A 16713-nucleotide genomic window follows, 5' to 3' on the forward strand; every position below is an offset into this window, starting at 1 on the left:
CAACGCTGGGAGGAGATTTGCTCCCGAAGTGGCTGTGTCAGGCACATCACTTTTGAATGACACACCGCTTTCGGGAGCAAGCCCCCCCCACAGGGTTCTGTGTAGTCACCCCCGGATTTAAGGATTCACCATGATTGCCAACGAAGACCAAAACCAGATCCGCGACATGGCCCGGCAGTTTGCCGAGGAGCGGCTGAAACCGTTCGCCGCCGAGTGGGATCGCGAACACCGGTTTCCCAAGGAAGCCATCGGCGAAATGGCCGAACTGGGCTTCTTCGGCATGCTCGTGCCGGAGCAGTGGGGCGGTTGCGACACCGGTTACCTGGCCTATGCCATGGCCCTGGAAGAAATCGCGGCCGGCGACGGCGCCTGCTCGACCATCATGAGCGTGCACAACTCGGTGGGGTGCGTGCCCATTCTCAAGTTTGGCAACGACGATCAGCGCGAGCGCTTCCTCAAACCGCTGGCCAGCGGCGCAATGCTCGGCGCGTTCGCGCTGACCGAGCCGCAAGCCGGTTCCGATGCGAGCAGCCTGAAAACCCGTGCACGCCTGGAAGGTGATCACTACGTGCTCAATGGCTGCAAACAGTTCATCACGTCGGGGCAAAACGCCGGGATTGTCATTGTGTTTGCAGTGACCGATCCGAGTGCCGGCAAACGCGGAATCACCGCACTTATCGTGCCGACCGATTCGCCGGGCTACAAAGTGGCCCGCGTTGAAGACAAGCTCGGCCAGCATGCTTCGGACACCTGCCAGATTCTCTTCGAAGACGTCAAAGTCCCGGTCGCGAACCGTTTGGGCGAGGAGGGCGAGGGCTACAAGATCGCCTTGGCCAACCTCGAGGGCGGGCGCGTCGGCATTGCTTCGCAAGCGGTGGGCATGGCCCGCGCCGCGTTCGAAGCCGCGCGCGATTACGCCCGCGAGCGGGACACCTTCGGCAAGCCGATCATCGAGCATCAGGCCGTGGCGTTCCGCCTCGCTGACATGGCCACGCAGATCGCCGTTGCGCGGCAAATGGTGCATTACGCTGCCGCCCTGCGTGACAGTGGTCAACCGGCCTTGGTCGAGGCGTCGATGGCCAAGTTGTTCGCCTCGGAAATGGCCGAGAAGGTCTGCTCGATGGCATTGCAAACCCTGGGCGGTTACGGTTACCTCAACGACTTCCCGCTGGAGCGCATCTACCGCGACGTGCGTGTCTGCCAGATCTACGAAGGCACCAGTGATATTCAGCGCATGGTCATTTCGCGCAATCTTTGAGAAGGAGTTTTTATTCATGACTTACGAAACGATTCTGCTGGAAATCCACGGCCGCGTTGGCCTGATCACCCTGAACCGCCCGCAGGCGCTGAACGCGCTGAACGCGCAACTGGTCAGCGAAGTGAACCATGCGCTCGATGGGCTGGAAGCTGACGCGAACATTGGTTGCATCGTCCTCACCGGTTCGAAGAAAGCCTTCGCGGCCGGTGCCGACATCAAGGAAATGGCCGAGCTGACCTATCCGCAGATCTACATGGACGATCTGTTCAGCGACAGCGACCGTGTCGCCAATCGACGCAAGCCGATCATCGCAGCGGTCAACGGCTTCGCCCTTGGCGGGGGCTGTGAACTGGCGTTGATGTGCGACTTTATTCTGGCCGGCGACAACGCCAAGTTCGGCCAGCCGGAAATCAACCTCGGCGTCCTGCCGGGCATGGGCGGCACCCAGCGCCTGACCCGTGCCGTGGGCAAAGCCAAGGCCATGGAAATGTGCCTGAGCGGGCGCATGATCGATGCCGTGGAAGCCGAGCGCTGCGGCATCGTCGCGCGGATCGTGCCCAGTGATGAACTGCTGGATGAAGCGCTGAAGGTGGCCGCCGTCATTGCCAGCAAGTCGCTGCCGATTGCAATGATGACCAAAGAAAGCGTCAACCGAGCGTTCGAGGTCAACCTGACGGAAGGCGTACGTTTTGAGCGCCGGGTGTTCCATGCCGCGTTTGCCACACAGGATCAGAAGGAAGGGATGGCGGCGTTCGTGGCCAAGCGGGCGCCGGAGTTCCAGGGCAAGTAATTACTGACGCTATCGCGGGCAAACCCGCCCTCACAGGGCTGCACAGAACCTTGTGGGAGCGGGCTTGCCCGCGAAGCTTTTGGGGGTTTGACCATTGGGCCGCCTCTCCACCGGGAGGCGGCCCGCACGGTTATAGCGGGTAGTTCTTCAATTCCCGGGCAATCACCATTCGCTGAATCTCGCTCGACCCTTCATAAATCTGGGTAATCCGCGCATCGCGGTAATACTTCTCGACCGGATAATCCTCCAGATACCCATACCCGCCATGAATCTGAATCGCTGACGAACAGACCTTCTCGGCCATTTCCGAAGCAAACAACTTGGCCTGTGAAGCCTCTGACAGGCACGGCTTGCCCGCCGTGCGCAGCCGCGCCGCATGCAGGATCATCAGCCGCGCTGCGTTCAATTGCATGTGCATGTCGGCCAGCAGATTGGCGATGCTCTGATGCTCGTTGATCGGTTTGCCGAACTGCACCCGATCACGCGAGTAAGCCAGCGCCGCTTCAAACGCCGCACGGGCGATGCCGAGCGCCTGCGCAGCGATGCCGATGCGTCCGCCTTCAAGGTTGGACAGGGCAATCGCCAGACCCTTGCCGCGCTCACCGAGCAGGTTGGCCTCGGGAATGCTGCAGTTGTTCAGCGTCACCGCGCAGGTGTCGGAGGCGCGGATGCCCATTTTGTGTTCGGTGCGATCGACGATGAAACCGGGCGTATCGGTCGGTACCAGAAACGCGGAAATCCCTTTCTTGCCAAGATCCGGATCGGTCACCGCAAACACGATAGCCAGTTTCGCCCGTTTGCCGTTGCTGACGAATTGCTTGGCGCCGTTGATCACCCACTGGCCATCATGCAGTTCGGCGCGAGTGCGCAGGTTGTGCGCTTCGGAGCCGGCCTGGGGTTCGGTCAGGCAGAAGCAGCCGATGACCTGACCGCTGGCCAGATCCGCCAACCAGGTCTGCTTCTGGGCGTCACTGCCGTAATTGAGCACCGGGCCGCAACCGACGGAGTTGTGAATGCTCATGAATGCACCCGTCGCGCCGTCGCCAGCGGAGATTTCTTCGACCGCCAACGCATACGCCACATAGTCGACGTAAGTGCCGCCCCATTCTTCTGGCACGACCATGCCGAGCAAACCCAGTTCGCCCATTTGCGCCACCAAAGCGTCGTCGATCCAGCCAGCCTTTTCCCAGGCTTGCGCGTGGGGTGCGATTTCGCCGCGGGCAAAGTCCCGGGCCATGTCGCGGATCATGACTTGTTCTTCAGTCAGTTCGAGATCGTGCATGGCTCAGCTCCCGCTCTCATCAAAACCGTGGAAGAAACTCGCGACATGCGCAGCGTCCAGCGCGGCGAGGGTCGGTGGGTTCCAGCGAGGTGTCTTGTCTTTGTCGATCAGCAGGGCGCGCACGCCTTCGATCAAATCACCGCGTGCGAACCACTGGCGATCCAGATGCAGTTCCAGCGCGAAGCAATGTTCCAGGCTCAGATGCCGGCCACGACGAAGCATTTCCAGGGTCACGGCCATGGCTAATGGCGAACGGGTTTCCAGCAGATCAGCCGTAGTGGTCGCCCATTCGTGGCTGTTGGCCACGGTCACAGCGCGCAATTGCTCGACCATGCTCGGCACGTCCGGCAGGGCGAAGAAATGGTCGATGACCGGACGCAGTTTTTGCAATGGCGCATCGGACAGGGTTTGTACGCCCATTTTGGCGAGCTGGTTCTGCAGATCCTTCAGCGGCGTGTCACTCCATTGCAGATGATCGAGTTGCTGATCGAGGGTCGCCAGTTTGTCACTGTCGACGTACCAGTCGGCCAGCCCGCAATACAGCGCATCAGCGGCGCGAATCTGCACGCCGCTGACGCCCAGATAAATCCCCAGTTCACCGGGAATGCGCGACAGGAAATAGCTACCGCCGACGTCCGGGAAATAACCGATGGCCACTTCCGGCATCGCCAGACGGCTCTTCTCCGTGACGACCCGCAGATCGGCGCCTTGCACCAGCCCCATGCCGCCGCCAAGGACAAAACCATCCATCAGCGCGAGCACCGGTTTGCGGTAATGGTGGATCGTCAGGTCGAGAGCGTATTCCTCGACGAAGAAATCTTCGTGCAGCGTGTCGCCGCTTTTGAAGCTGTCGTACAGCGAGCGAATGTCGCCACCGGCGCAGAAAGCTTTTTCACCGGCACCGCGCAGTACCACGGCATGGACATTGGCGTCCGCGGCCCAGGCATCGAGCTGCTGTTGCAGCAGGCGAACCATGTCGAGGGTGATGGCATTGAGGCCGGCGGGGCGGTTGAGGGTCAGGTGACCGATGTGGTTGCGAACCTCGGCCAGCACTTCGTTTTGCGTGGCATCCATGGACAAAGTCCTCGGGGATGAAGCCTGAGCAGTCATCACTAACTCCCTGCTTTTATTGTCTTTATTCGAGAAGCTCGCGCGCGAGCGTTACCGGATCGTAACAGTGCAAATTTGCCGTGTACAACGGGGATATGTGCAGGGGGAGTTTGCGTTTTTGCCTTGGGTACAAGATTGCCGTTGTGGCGAGGGAAGTGGCCCCCTCGCGCCATTGATGCAGGTGGCTGTCAGCTGAAAACTTCACCAATACTGCGACGTTTGGCATGCAGTTCACTGGCGTGGATCAGCCGTTCAAGATCCTCAGGAGTGACGTCGATGAACGCGTCCATGTCGGCCAGCGCCCGTTTCAGGTCTTGGGCGGTGATCGCCTGGCTGTCGACCGGGGCGACCGCTGGCGCCAGTTCAGCGGGGCGTTTTGGATAACGAATACGCGTGAGGTTGTTGTAGGCCAGCGCACTGAGCAGCATGCACGCCGCGCCGAGCATCGCGGGCGCCATGGCTTTCCAGTCCATGGCAATGGTGGCGGGATCGGCCAGCACCAAGGTGAGTGCCAACGCACCGGCCGGTGGGTGCAGGCACCGCAGCCAGCACATCAGGATCAACGCCATGCCCGCCGCCAGGCATGCGCTACCCAAAGTTCGCCCGAGTACGTGGGCAACCAATATCGACACCCCACCTGCGCACAGATAACCGCCGATGATCGACCACGGCTGGGCGAGCGCCCCGGACGATACGGCAAACAGCAACACCGCCGACGCACCCAACGGCCCGATCAGGTGATAAGCCACCTCATGGCCAAACACCTGCGCACACAGCCACACACTGAACAACGTGCCCAACGCCATGCCGATAGCGGCGCGGCTCCATTCGGTGGGGCGGGTGTTGATGGCGGCGGGCAACCAGCGAGCGAGCATGTGAAACCGATCCTGTAAAAAGTCCGGGCAAAAAAAAGGACTTGTCCGGCAATCCGGAAAGCCCTCGAAGTTGTTCCAACATTGGGGGAGGAACGCGCACAGTGTGCCGATCAATCTCTATGCTGACAAATTCATATTAATGCAGTTTTAGTGCATTATTTTTGCACTGAAGCGACACGACGACCACTGATGTAACAGAGGTAACCGCCTAATGCGGCCAGAGCGCTCAAGGCATAAAACATGCTCGGCGCGGGTGTGTGCATTAGCAGAAAACCGCACATTACGGGGCTCGCACCGCCGACCAGTGCCGCCAGGTTCTGTGCACCGTAGTAACTGCCGCGCAGTTCTTCAGGGGCCAGGGTGTCGACGAAGAGGAAATCCGCCGGGTAAATGATCATCTCGCCGAGGGTGAAGATGAACATCGCCACGCACCAGCCGACGAGGCTGTCAGCCAGACTGAAGCCGATCAGGCCAACGATGAACAATGCAGTGCCCGCCGCAATCCAGAAGTGCAGGTACCAGCGTGCTGAGCAGGCAACCGAGGGTGAACAGGATCATCGTGCGGTCGTTCTTCAGGATGATCAGGGTCTTCACAAAGCTTTGTGGCTGACTGACCGTTGATATTGGCTTTGCCTCCAGTGAGACACCGAGCAGCAAAAAAAATGCTGCCAATGGCGATCATGCCGGCAACGATGAAGGGGGCCTGTGGCTGGATACCGGCAATCACCACACCCATCATCTCTATGTCCTTATTTCAGCGCTCGGCTGGCGCGCGGCCATCCTCGCCGCGCACAGGCCACCGGTCAAGCTGAACCCTCCCGATGGCGGGGAGGGTGGTTAGCGGCTACAAGGGCTTGAGGTACAGCAGGACGTAGTTGTTTTTATCAAACGCGCCGCTGAGTACCGGTTGTAACGAATCGAGTGACGACCCCTTCAATGTCAGGAAATCACTGCGATCCATGATCAGCCACGCCGGGCCTTTAAGCGCTTCCAGCGCCTGTGCGGTGTCGGTGAACTGCGGTTGCAGATCCTGTTCGATGTTGACCATGAACTTGATCGCCTTGGCGTCCTTGCCCATCCCGTGCAGCACCAACGGTGCAGGGTTTTGCTGAACCTGGGCAAACGCGGCACGACTGAAGGTCTGTGTGTCATACAGCCGCCGCTCAACCGGCTCAAACACTGACGCATACACCGTCCACAACGCCAGCACTGAACACAGTGCCAATGTTTCAGCGCGCCAGCGGGGCCGCAACAACCGCCACAACGCCGCCAATTGGAGGGCGCCCAACACGATCATAACGAGGGTGATTTCGCCCAGTTGCTCGGGGAAACGCTTCTTTGCGACCAGCAAGGCCAATATCAACAATCCGGGCGTTACCAGCCAGAGGCCAAGTATCAAACCGCGCAGCCACGCGAACCCCCGACCTTGAGCAACCTGAAACGGATACGCCGCGATGATCGCCGCCATCGGCAACATCGGCAGCAGATACCGTGCCTTTTTCGCCTGCGGAATCGACAAGCCGACGATCACGATCAGCCCGGCCGCCGCGCAATACTGCACCAGCCGCAAGGCCGGCCCGCGCTGCTGTGGTTTGCTCAGCCAGGCAGCCGCCAACGCCAGTAAGGCCAAGGGATATGCCAGCGCATAGTTGCCCAGCGAACTGGTGAAGTAATACAGCGAACCGCTGACGCCTTCACTGCCGTCCATGCGCCCCATGAACTGCATGCGAATCACATCCTGCATAAACGCTGGCCCGCCGCTGAGTCTGGCAAACCACAGCAGCAGGCCCACACACGCCACCAGCAGCACTGAGGCCAACAGACCAAACACGAACAACCGCGACCACTGTCGGTTGAGCAGGTAATAACTGCATAACATGCCGGTCGGCACCACCAACCCGATCGGCCCGCGAATGCCGAAACCGAGCAACAGCAGCACGAAAATCAGCGGCCAACGTTGTCCGCCGCCGAAATGTTCATGGGCGTAACCGAGGTAGAACACCGCAAACGCCACGGCGGCTAGCATCAAGTCCTGAGATACAGCACGCACTTCGGTGACAAAAGTGCCGGTCAGCATCAGCAACAAAATGCTGATCAGCGCCCAGGGGTGCGAATAGGGCGCCAGTAGCCGGTACATCAACGTCACGATCACCGCGCCGGCGACAGCACTCGGTGCCCACGCCGTGAACGCATTGACCGCACCGAACGGCAACGACAAAAACCAGATAAAGAGCGTCGACAGCGCCGAGTAATCGGCATACGGCTGACCATACGTCGTGGGAAACACCGTCGGCCCGTGGCGCAGCATCTCCTGAGCGAACAGCACAAAACGCGAGTCAAAACCGATAGGGGCCTGCCCGTAGACCCCGGCGACGAACAACAAGAATGCCAACAGTCCCGCGATCAGGGACTGCTGGCGGATGGCAGGCGACAGCGTGTTCAAGCGACGTCTGAGGTGTGAGGCCACTGTTGCAGCGGGATCGGCAATGTGCGCGATTCACCACGGCCCATCGGGAAGTAGTGGAACCCGTTACGTGCCAGACGTTCCGCGTCGTACAGGTTGCGTCCGTCGAAAATCACCGGATTATTGAGGCGCTGTTTGATCAAGTCGAAATCCGGCGCCTTGAATTGCTGCCATTCGGTGCAGATGATCAGCGCATCAGCCCCCGGCAATACCGATTCCGGTGTACCCATGAGCATCAGTTTCAGTTCGTTGGGGTACAGGTTCTGGGTTTCCTGCATGGCTTCGGGGTCGAACGCACGCACGCTGGCACCTGCGGCCCACAACTCTTCAAGCAAAACCCGGCTCGGCGCATCGCGCATGTCATCGGTATTGGGCTTGAACGCCAAGCCCCAGAGCGCGAAGGTCTTGCCGCGCAGATCACCTTTGTAGAACGCGTTGATGCGCTCGAACAACTTGTGCTTCTGCCGCTGGTTGATCGCCTCGACCGCTTGCAACAAGTCGCTGGAGCAATGCGCCTCTTCGGCACTGTGGATCAGCGCACGCATATCCTTGGGGAAGCACGAACCGCCATAACCGCAGCCCGGGTAGATGAAGTGGTAGCCAATACGCGTATCGGCGCCGATGCCCTGACGCACCGACTCGATGTCGGCGCCCAGGTGCTCGGCGAGTTCGGCGATCTGGTTGATGAAGCTGATCTTCGTCGCCAGCATGCAGTTGGCGGCGTACTTGGTCAGCTCGGCGCTGCGCAGGTCCATGAACATGATGCGGTCATGGTTGCGGTTGAATGGCGAGTACAGATCGCGCATCACGTCGCGCACTTCGTCACCTTCACAGCCGATGACGATCCGGTCCGGACGGCGGCAGTCGGCAACGGCCGAGCCTTCCTTGAGAAACTCCGGATTGGAGACGATATCGAACTGCAGCAACCGACCCGCCTTGACCAGCGCCTTTTCGAGGTGCGCGCGCAGCCTGTCGCCGGTGCCCACCGGTACCGTGGATTTCTCCACCAGGATCAGGGGTTGCTCACGATGACGGGCAATCGCGTCACCGACTGACAGCACGTAGCGCAGGTCGGCCGAGCCGTCCTCACGGGACGGCGTGCCGACCGCGATGAACGCAACGCGACCGTGTTGCACGGCGAGTTGTTCATCGGTGGTGAATTGCAGGCGTTTCGAATCCAGACCTTCGCGCACCAGGCTGGCCAGCCCCGGTTCGAAGATGCTGACATGGCCTTGCTTGAGCAGATCGACCTTCTTCTGGTCGACGTCCATGCACACGACGTCATGCCCGACCTCGGCCAACACAGCCGCTTGTACCAGACCGACGTAACCGCTTCCAAACACTGTGATTTTCATGGAGCACTCCTGAATTCGGGCGCACGAGCCGGACGAGTGTTAATGGTGATGACCCCGAGCATGACCAGCGCCACGCCCAGTGATTTAGTGAAACTGAAGGATTCGTTGAACAGCGGCAGACTGGCCGCCAGCAGGTACACCAGCGCATAGCTGATGCTCAGCAGTGAATACGCGCGGCCCAATGGCAGATCGCGCAGCGCGGCGAGCCAGCACAGCATCGACAGGGCGTAGGCGAAAATGGCCGTGAACACGACCGCCAATGCGTGCAGGTCGATGCCGTCCAGCGCCAGCCATTGCTCAGGCGCTGGCAGGCGCGTCATGCTCCAGCGCATGCCCAGTTGCGCCGCGCTGACCAACAACACGCTGCCCATGGCGAAGGCGATCCCACGACGTTGGCTCATGATTGTTGCCCCAGCAGTACGACACCGCCGATCACCAGCGCTACCCCCAGCCAATGCCGGCGATCAATGTGTTCGCGGAAAACGAAGCGAGCGATCAACGTGATCAGCACGAAGTTGAGGCTGAGCATCGGGTAGGCAATGCCGACTTCCAGACGCTGCAATACCAACAGCCAGACCAGCAAGCCACTGCCCAGCGCCAAAAGTGCAAGCCACAACCACGGCGAACGCAGTTTTTCAGCCCAGGAGGAATCGACGCCGCGCCAACTCTCCACCGCGTATTTTTGCGCCACCTGACCCAGGCAGGTCAGCAGGCACGCGACCAACAGCAGCAACAGGCTCATGACGCCTCCTTGGGAAGGATCATGATCACCAGATTGCCCTGCTCGTAACGGATGCCGTCCTTGGGCAGTTTGTCGATTTCGTCCAGTTCTTCCTGCCCCTTGACGCGCATCACCACGCCGACCGAACCGCTGCGGCGAGCCTCGTGCATCCACTGTTGCACTTGATCGGAATCGACCCGTTGTTGAATGCCGTCAGGATAGGCAAGGCCATATTTCAGTTCGCCTATCGTGTTGTACAGCGCAACCTGCGGGCGTTTCAGGCGCCAGGCGAGGGCCGAGGCCGCGCCCAGATCGTTGCTCAACAAGTGCGTGGTTTGTGCCAGTTCAGTGACGTGATGACGGATGAACTGATCGGGCATCTTGTTGGCGACCACCGATTTGGGCAGCGCCGCGGGCAACACGCCAATCAGCAACAGGCTGCCGAATGCCGGCGCCGCCCAGCATTGCAGAGGCAGGAAGGCTTGCAGCAGGTTGGCGATGATCCAGCCGGTCAGGGCAATGAACACCAGCACCATGCTGTGCAATTCGTGGTCGTACAGCGGTTTTTTCAGTTGCAGGTAGACCACTGCGATCAGCGTCACCAGCCCCAACAATAGGTTCAGCAGACCATTGATGCTCAGCGCCCGGCCTTGCTCCAGACGTAAACGGTCGGCCAGCGCATGACCGAGCAGCAACGCCATTGGCAGCAGGCAGGGCAGGATGTAAGTCGGCAACTTGCCGTTGCTCAAGCTGAAAAACAGCAGCGGCATCAGCAGCCACAGCAGCAGGAACACGACTTGGGGCTGAGCGCGGGTTTGCCACGCCTGCTTGAATGCCGTCGGTAACAGACCGACCCACGGCAGACTGAACGCCACCAGCAGCGGCAGGTAAAACCACCACGGCGCATCGTGCTGGGCATCGTCACCGGCGAAGCGGCGGATGTGTTCGTGCCAGAAGAAGAACCGCCAGTAATCCGGCTCTTGCGCATGCACCGACAGCACCCACGGCAGGCTGACGATGATCGCGACGGCAATCGCCATCGGGCCGTACATCAGCAATTCACGCCAGCGTTTTTGCCAGAGCATCCACGGCAAGGCGATCAGCACCGGCAGCAGCCAGGCGAGAAAACCCTTGGTCATGAACCCCATGCCGCAGGCCAGTCCCAACAACGCCCAGGCGGCCAGGCGCTTGCCGCCGGTGTGACTGTCGACAGCAAACCACAGCGCCACCAGGCTCAGGTTGACCCAGAAAGTGAATTGCGGATCGAGGTTGGCGTATCCGGCCTGCCCGGCAACGATGGTGAAACTCATGTAGAGCAGGGCGCAGACAAAACTTTTGCGCGGGTCATTCCATAAACGTCGAGCGATCAAGAAGCACAACAACACGCTCAAACCGGTGCTCAATGCCGAGGCAAAGCGCACGCCGAACAGGTTTTGCCCGAACAACTCCTGACCCAGCGCGATCATCCAGTACCCGGCAATCGGCTTCTCGAAATAGCGCAGGCTCATGAAGTGCGGCGACACCCAGTTACCGCTCAGGAGCATGTCCTGGCTGATCTGTGCGTAGCGGGTTTCGTCTGGAATCCACAAACCGTGAGTGCCCAGCGGCAGCAAATAAGCGAGCAGGAAAAAAACCAGCAACAGCAGCGGCAATGTCCAGCGTTGAGTCATGCGCCTTGCACTCCCAACCAGCCTTCACGGCCATCGAGGACGCCGCGCTCTACGCGGCCTACGGGCAAGGTGTTGAGGAACTCGGGCAACAAGTTGCCCAAAGGGTTGAACTCGATGTTTCGCTGGCGTGCCTCGGCCAGCAATTGACGAAAATCCTGAGCCATCAGAATCCCTTCTACTTCGGCATGAATGGTATAGACGTTGAGGTTTTCCGGGCGCAAGCGATCGAGGATGTACGCATTGAAGTCCTGCGCAGCCACGCTCGGGCCGACGACTTCGTCGAAGGTCGGCAAGTCCACCGGTATCTGTGGCGTGCCCGGTGTGCCGTCAGCCAACAGCGCACGGAACATCCGCTGCCCACGGCAATCGCTGTTGTAGCGAAAACCGAAAGCTTGCTTGGCCTCGATCACGCGCTCGTCCGCACGCCAACCGGCGGCGGCCGAACATTCAATCTTCTGGCCAAGAATGTCGCTCAAGGTGTCGACACCCTGACGAATCTGCTCGATCAGTTGCTTGTCGCTCCAGCGCCCGGCATTGGCCTGCCAGCCATGGTGATCCCAGGCGTGCAGGCCGACTTCATGACCGGCGTCCCGGGCCTGACGCATCAGGTGCCCGAGATCGCGGCCAATCGGTTTGCCGGGCCAGGCCGTGCCGGCCAGCAGAATGTCCCAGCCGTACAGGCCAGCCGCGTTGGAACGCAGCATTTTCCAGAGGAACTGCGGGCGGATCAGGCGCCACAGATGCCGGCCCATGTTGTCCGGGCCGACACTGAAGAAAAACGTTGCCTTGACCTGCGCCTCGTCGAGCATCTCCAACAGTCGCGGCACACCTTCACGGGTGCCGCGGTAGGTGTCGACATCGATACGAAGACCTGCCTGCATCAGCGTGCCTCTTTATCGCAGCTCTCCGAGATTTCGAGCATGGCCTCGCGCAAGAAGAAGTCGAGCGTGTTGCCAATGGTCTCGCGCATCTCAACGGTCGGCTCCCAGTTCAACAGGCGCTTGGCGTTGGCAATGCTCGGTTTGCGGTGTTCGACGTCCTGATAACCGGCACCGTAGAACGCCTTGCTCTCGACGTCGCGGAAACCGGCGAACGGCGGGAAGTTGTCGCGCAGCGGGTGGGCTTCGAACTGACGCAGCAGCTCTTCGCCCAACTGACGGATGCTCGCTTCGTTGTCCGGGTTGCCGATGTTGATGATCTGGCCGTTGCAGGCGTCGTTGTCGTTATCGATGATCCGCGCCAGCGCTTCGACGCCGTCGGCGATGTCGGTGAAGCAGCGTTTCTGCTCGCCACCGTCGAACAAACGAATCGGCGTGCCTTCCACCAGGTTGAGGATCAGTTGGGTGATTGCACGGGAGCTGCCGATACGCGCCGAATCCAGACGATCGAGGCGCGGCCCCATCCAGTTGAATGGGCGGAACAGGGTGAAGTTCAGGCCCTTGGCACCATAAGCCCAGATCACCCGGTCCAGCAGTTGCTTGGACACCGAATAGATCCAGCGCTGCTTGTTGATCGGGCCAACAATCAGGTTTGAAGTGTCTTCGTCGAAGTTCTTGTCTTGGCACATGCCATAGACTTCCGACGTCGACGGGAAGATCACGCGCTTGTTGTACTTGACGCAGTAGCGCACCAGTTTCAGGTTTTCTTCGAAGTCGAGCTCGAACACGCGCAGCGGATTGCGGGTGTATTCGATCGGCGTGGCGATGGCCACCAGTGGCAGCACCACGTCGCACTTCTTGATGTGGTACTCGATCCATTCGGAGTGAATGCTGATGTCGCCTTCAACGTAGTGGAAGTGCGGATGACTGCGCAGACGGTCGATGGCATCAGAGCCGATGTCCAGACCGTAGACTTCATAGCGATCATCACGCAGCAGGCGCTCGGACAGGTGATTACCGATGAACCCGTTGACGCCCAGGATCAGCACGCGAGTACGGCGTGGCCCACGACCGGATTCAGCGCCGCGCAGCAACGAGCCGTCGACCAGACCCAGTTCGCTGGCCAGTTGCGGGCCACTGAGGAACAGACCGTTGTCGTTGCGCTGACCCGAGAGGATCACCAGCGAATCTTCACCGCAGGCAATGCGCAGCGGATCGACACTGATCACCCGGCCCGGGGCCTGGCCTTCGTTGCCTTTGACGACTTCGGCGCTCCAGACGATCAGCTTGTGTTCGCCCACGGCGCAGAAAGCGCCCGGATACGGCTGAGTCACGGCGCGAGTCAGATTGAACAGTTGCTCGGCCGGATTGGCCCAGACCAATTTGCCGTCCGCCGGCGTACGACGCCCAAACACCGTGGCTTTGGATTCGTCTTGCGGCGTTTCGCTGATCTTGCCTTGAAGCATCGCTGGCAAGGTGTCGCGCAACAGATCAGCGGCGGCAGTACGCAGTTTGCCGTGCAGGCTCAGTGCGGTGTCGCTGCGTTCGATGGCGACGCGTTGCTGAGCCACGATGGCGCCGGCATCGGCACGTTTGACCATGCGGTGCAGGGTCACCCCGGTTTCGGTTTCGCCGTTGACCAGCACCCAGTTCGCCGGAGCGCGGCCACGGTAGCGCGGCAGCAGCGAACCGTGCAGGTTGAACGCGCCTTTTTTGGCAAGGGCCAGCAGCGGCTCGCTCAGCAGGTTGCGGTAGTAGAACGAGAAAATGTACTCAGGGTCGAGTTTGGCAATGCGCTCGATCCACAGTGGGTGGTTAACGTCTTCCGGCGCGTGAACCGGGATACCTTTGTTGGCGCACAGTTGCGCCACAGAACTGTAGAAGGCGTTTTCTTTCGGGTCGTCGGCGTGAGTGAACACCGCTGCGATGTCAAAGCCGCTGTCGAGCAGGGCTTGAATGCCGGCGCAGCCAATATCGTGGTAAGCGAAGACAACAGTTTTTGCACTCATGAGTGAACCTGACCGGTAGTAGAGGAAGAAGAGAGACCATCAACAGTGACGGCAGGCGCCGGGCTATCGGCGTGGCTGCGCAACACTTTTTCAATGAAGAAACGCGGGCGGGCGCGCACATCGCTGTACATGCGGCCCAGGTATTCGCCGAGCAGGCCCATGCCGATGAACTGGCCGCCGGTGAACACGAACAGCACGGCGAACAGCACGAACGTGCCGTCACCGGCCCAACCGGCGCCGAAGGCCAGCCGCAGTACGATCAACGCCACCGCAAACAGCACGCCCAGCCCAGCCATCGCGAAGCCGACAATGCTCAGCAAACGCAGCGGTGTGGTGGTCATGCAGGTGGTCAAGTCGAACATCAGGTTGATCAGGCGCATCGGGCTGTACTTCGAATCGCCATGCTCACGCTCAGCGTGGGCGACGACGATTTCCGTGGTGTGGCGGGCGAAGCTGTTGGCCAGAATCGGAATGAACGTGCTGCGTTCGCGGCAGGCGAGCATCGCGTCAATGATCGTGCGGCGGTAGGCGCGCAGCATGCAGCCGTAGTCGCTCATGGCGACGCCGGTTGAGCGTTGCACGGCAAGGTTGATCAGCTTCGACGGATAGCGGCGCAGGGCCGAGTCCTGACGGTTGCCGCGCACGGTGCCGACCACGTCGTAACCCTTTTCGGCTTCGGCCACCAGTCGCGGGATTTCTTCTGGCGGGTTCTGCAGGTCGGCATCGAGGGTGATGACCACGTCGCCCTTGCACTGTTCGAAACCGGCCATGATCGCCGCGTGCTGGCCGTAGTTACGGTTGAGGATGACCGCCACAAACGGGCTGTCTTCGCGGGTGGCGGCTTCTTCAAGAAGCATGGCGGAGTCGTCGCGACTGCCATCGTCCACGAGGACAATTTCAAAGTCGTGACGCAGCAGCCGGCAGGCCGCTTCGGTGCGGCGCAGCAGTTCCGGCAGGCTCTCCTGTTCGTTGTAGACCGGGATAACGATCGACACGCAACGGATTGGGTAAGGTTTCACAGGCGTTTGTCCATTAGGGTGGCGATGGCGCCGACCACGCGATCAAGGTCTTGATCGGTCATGTCGGGGAACAGCGGAATCGAGCACAGCCGCGCCGAGTTCCATTCGGTGTTGGGCAGGTACAGGTCGGGGTCACGCTGGCGATACCAGGTGTGCAGGTGGGTGGCGATGAAATGGATACCGGTGCCGATGCCCTGATCCTGCAAACCTTTCATGAAGGCTTCGCGGTCCATGCCGCAACGCTCGCTGTCGATGCGCAGGATGAACAGGTGCCAGGCGTGCTGTTGCGCGTAGTCGGGCACGGCCAGTGGCTGCACCGGCAGGCCTTCGAGTTTTTGTCGGTAGGCAGTGGCCAACTCGGTACGGCGGGCGTTGATCGCGTCGAGGCGCTGCAACTGCACCAATGCAATCGCTGCGTTGATGTCGGCCAGGTTGTATTTGAAACCCGGCTCCATCACTTGCGCCTGTGGCTTGCGCCCACCGGTCAGGCGGTCGTAGGCATCGACGCCCAGACCATGGAATTTGAGCATGCGCACGCGACTGGCCAGGGCTTCATCGTCGGTGACGAACATCGCGCCTTCGGCGCAGGTCATGTTCTTGATCGCATGGAAGGAAAAGATGGCTGTGCCTTGCGCGCCAACGTGGCGGCCCTTGTAGCGGGTGCCGGCGGCATGGGCCGCGTCTTCGATCACTGCGATACCGTGCTTGTCGGCCAGGGCGTACAGCGGATCGAGATCGAACGCGGCACCGGCGTAATGCACCGGAATAATCGCTTTGGTGCGTGGGGTGATGGCCGCTTCGATGCGCACAACGTCGGTCATCAAGGTGTCGCGGTCGACGTCGACAAACACAGGTTTGGCGCCGATCAGCGAGATCATGTTGGCGGTCGACACCCAGGTTTGCGACGGCGTAATGACTTCATCGCCCGGGCCGATGCCCAACGCCAGCAACGTAATATGCATCCCGCCGGTAGCCGAAGACAGTGCCACGGCATGATGGCACCCCACGTATTGAGCGAACTGTTCTTCAAGTGCCTGGTTTTTCGGTCCGGTGGTGATCCAGCCCGAGCGCAATACTTGCTCGACGGCTGCAATTTCTTCATCGCCGATACTCGGGCGGGAGAAGGGGAGAAACGCCTGACTCATGGGCACCTCAATGAGAAAAAAAGAAAGCCTCACGATTTTCATCGGATCCAGTACCAGCGTAGACGCAGAATTCTTTTCTACATCAACAGGTTGTTAGAACAACCTGACGTCGGGCTTTGGTTGACTTTTCGAGCCTC

Annotated in this window: 14 protein-coding genes and 1 pseudogene; 2 read left to right on the plus strand and 13 right to left on the minus strand. The window is 60.4% G+C overall.

The genetic code is table 11. The features are described 5' to 3' along the window. Window positions 1-130: 130 nt before the first annotated feature. Window positions 131-1258 (plus strand): acyl-CoA dehydrogenase, encoded by a 1128-nt coding sequence (locus AACY50_RS13445; protein WP_339494372.1) that lies wholly within the window; start codon window positions 131-133, stop codon window positions 1256-1258. Between the two features lie 16 nt (window positions 1259-1274). Further along, window positions 1275-2048: an enoyl-CoA hydratase gene (locus tag AACY50_RS13450; protein ID WP_339494371.1), complete on the plus strand. Its 774-nt coding sequence runs from the start codon at window positions 1275-1277 to the stop codon at window positions 2046-2048. 130 nt (window positions 2049-2178) lie between these two features. Here the strand turns inward: AACY50_RS13450 and AACY50_RS13455 are convergent, their stop codons facing one another. The 13 genes and pseudogenes from AACY50_RS13455 to arnB form a co-directional block, all read right to left on the minus strand. After that, on the minus strand, window positions 2179-3330 hold the full coding sequence (locus AACY50_RS13455) for an acyl-CoA dehydrogenase family protein (protein WP_339465086.1): 1152 nt from the start codon (window positions 3328-3330) through the stop codon (window positions 2179-2181). A 3-nt stretch (window positions 3331-3333) separates the two neighbouring features. Continuing rightward, entirely contained in the window at window positions 3334-4440 is a 1107-nt protein-coding gene (locus AACY50_RS13460) for an enoyl-CoA hydratase/isomerase family protein (protein ID WP_339465084.1), read from the minus strand. Between the two features lie 188 nt (window positions 4441-4628). After that, on the minus strand, window positions 4629-5315 hold the full coding sequence (locus AACY50_RS13465) for an HPP family protein (protein WP_339465083.1): 687 nt from the start codon (window positions 5313-5315) through the stop codon (window positions 4629-4631). Window positions 5316-5470: 155 nt separating this feature from the next. Next, window positions 5471-6054: pseudogene (locus tag AACY50_RS13470) on the minus strand (MFS transporter); the annotation flags it as partial. A 105-nt stretch (window positions 6055-6159) separates the two neighbouring features. Further along, window positions 6160-7758 (minus strand): ArnT family glycosyltransferase, encoded by a 1599-nt coding sequence (locus AACY50_RS13475; RefSeq protein WP_339465082.1) that lies wholly within the window; start codon window positions 7756-7758, stop codon window positions 6160-6162. Further along, complete coding sequence (locus AACY50_RS13480) at window positions 7755-9134, minus strand: UDP-glucose dehydrogenase family protein (protein ID WP_339465081.1); 1380 nt, start codon at window positions 9132-9134, stop codon at window positions 7755-7757. The genes AACY50_RS13475 and AACY50_RS13480 overlap by 4 nt, the downstream gene beginning before the upstream one ends. After that, the gene (gene arnF / locus AACY50_RS13485) at window positions 9131-9535 is read right to left on the minus strand and encodes a 4-amino-4-deoxy-L-arabinose-phosphoundecaprenol flippase subunit ArnF (RefSeq protein ID WP_339465080.1); all 405 of its coding nucleotides are present in this window, start codon (window positions 9533-9535) and stop codon (window positions 9131-9133) included. The genes AACY50_RS13480 and arnF overlap by 4 nt, the downstream gene beginning before the upstream one ends. Continuing rightward, entirely contained in the window at window positions 9532-9876 is a 345-nt protein-coding gene (arnE, locus tag AACY50_RS13490; protein WP_221731700.1) for a 4-amino-4-deoxy-L-arabinose-phosphoundecaprenol flippase subunit ArnE, read from the minus strand. The genes arnF and arnE overlap by 4 nt, the downstream gene beginning before the upstream one ends. Then, window positions 9873-11525, minus strand: a complete 1653-nt coding sequence (gene arnT, locus AACY50_RS13495; protein ID WP_339507657.1) for a lipid IV(A) 4-amino-4-deoxy-L-arabinosyltransferase — start codon at window positions 11523-11525, stop codon at window positions 9873-9875. Before arnT ends, arnE begins: the two co-directional genes overlap by 4 nt. After that, on the minus strand, window positions 11522-12406 hold the full coding sequence (arnD, locus tag AACY50_RS13500; protein ID WP_339465077.1) for a 4-deoxy-4-formamido-L-arabinose-phosphoundecaprenol deformylase: 885 nt from the start codon (window positions 12404-12406) through the stop codon (window positions 11522-11524). Before arnD ends, arnT begins: the two co-directional genes overlap by 4 nt. Continuing rightward, window positions 12406-14412, minus strand: coding sequence for a bifunctional UDP-4-amino-4-deoxy-L-arabinose formyltransferase/UDP-glucuronic acid oxidase ArnA (arnA, locus tag AACY50_RS13505; RefSeq protein ID WP_339465076.1), 2007 nt, complete (start codon window positions 14410-14412; stop codon window positions 12406-12408). Before arnA ends, arnD begins: the two co-directional genes overlap by 1 nt. After that, complete coding sequence (arnC, locus tag AACY50_RS13510) at window positions 14409-15431, minus strand: undecaprenyl-phosphate 4-deoxy-4-formamido-L-arabinose transferase (protein ID WP_339494364.1); 1023 nt, start codon at window positions 15429-15431, stop codon at window positions 14409-14411. The genes arnA and arnC overlap by 4 nt, the downstream gene beginning before the upstream one ends. Further along, the gene (arnB, locus tag AACY50_RS13515; protein ID WP_339465074.1) at window positions 15428-16576 is read right to left on the minus strand and encodes a UDP-4-amino-4-deoxy-L-arabinose aminotransferase; all 1149 of its coding nucleotides are present in this window, start codon (window positions 16574-16576) and stop codon (window positions 15428-15430) included. The genes arnC and arnB overlap by 4 nt, the downstream gene beginning before the upstream one ends. Window positions 16577-16713 lie beyond the last annotated feature (137 nt).

Origin of the sequence: Pseudomonas sp. RA_15y_Pfl2_54, assembly GCF_963971015.1 — a bacterium.
Lineage (GTDB): Bacteria > Pseudomonadota > Gammaproteobacteria > Pseudomonadales > Pseudomonadaceae > Aquipseudomonas > Aquipseudomonas baetica_A.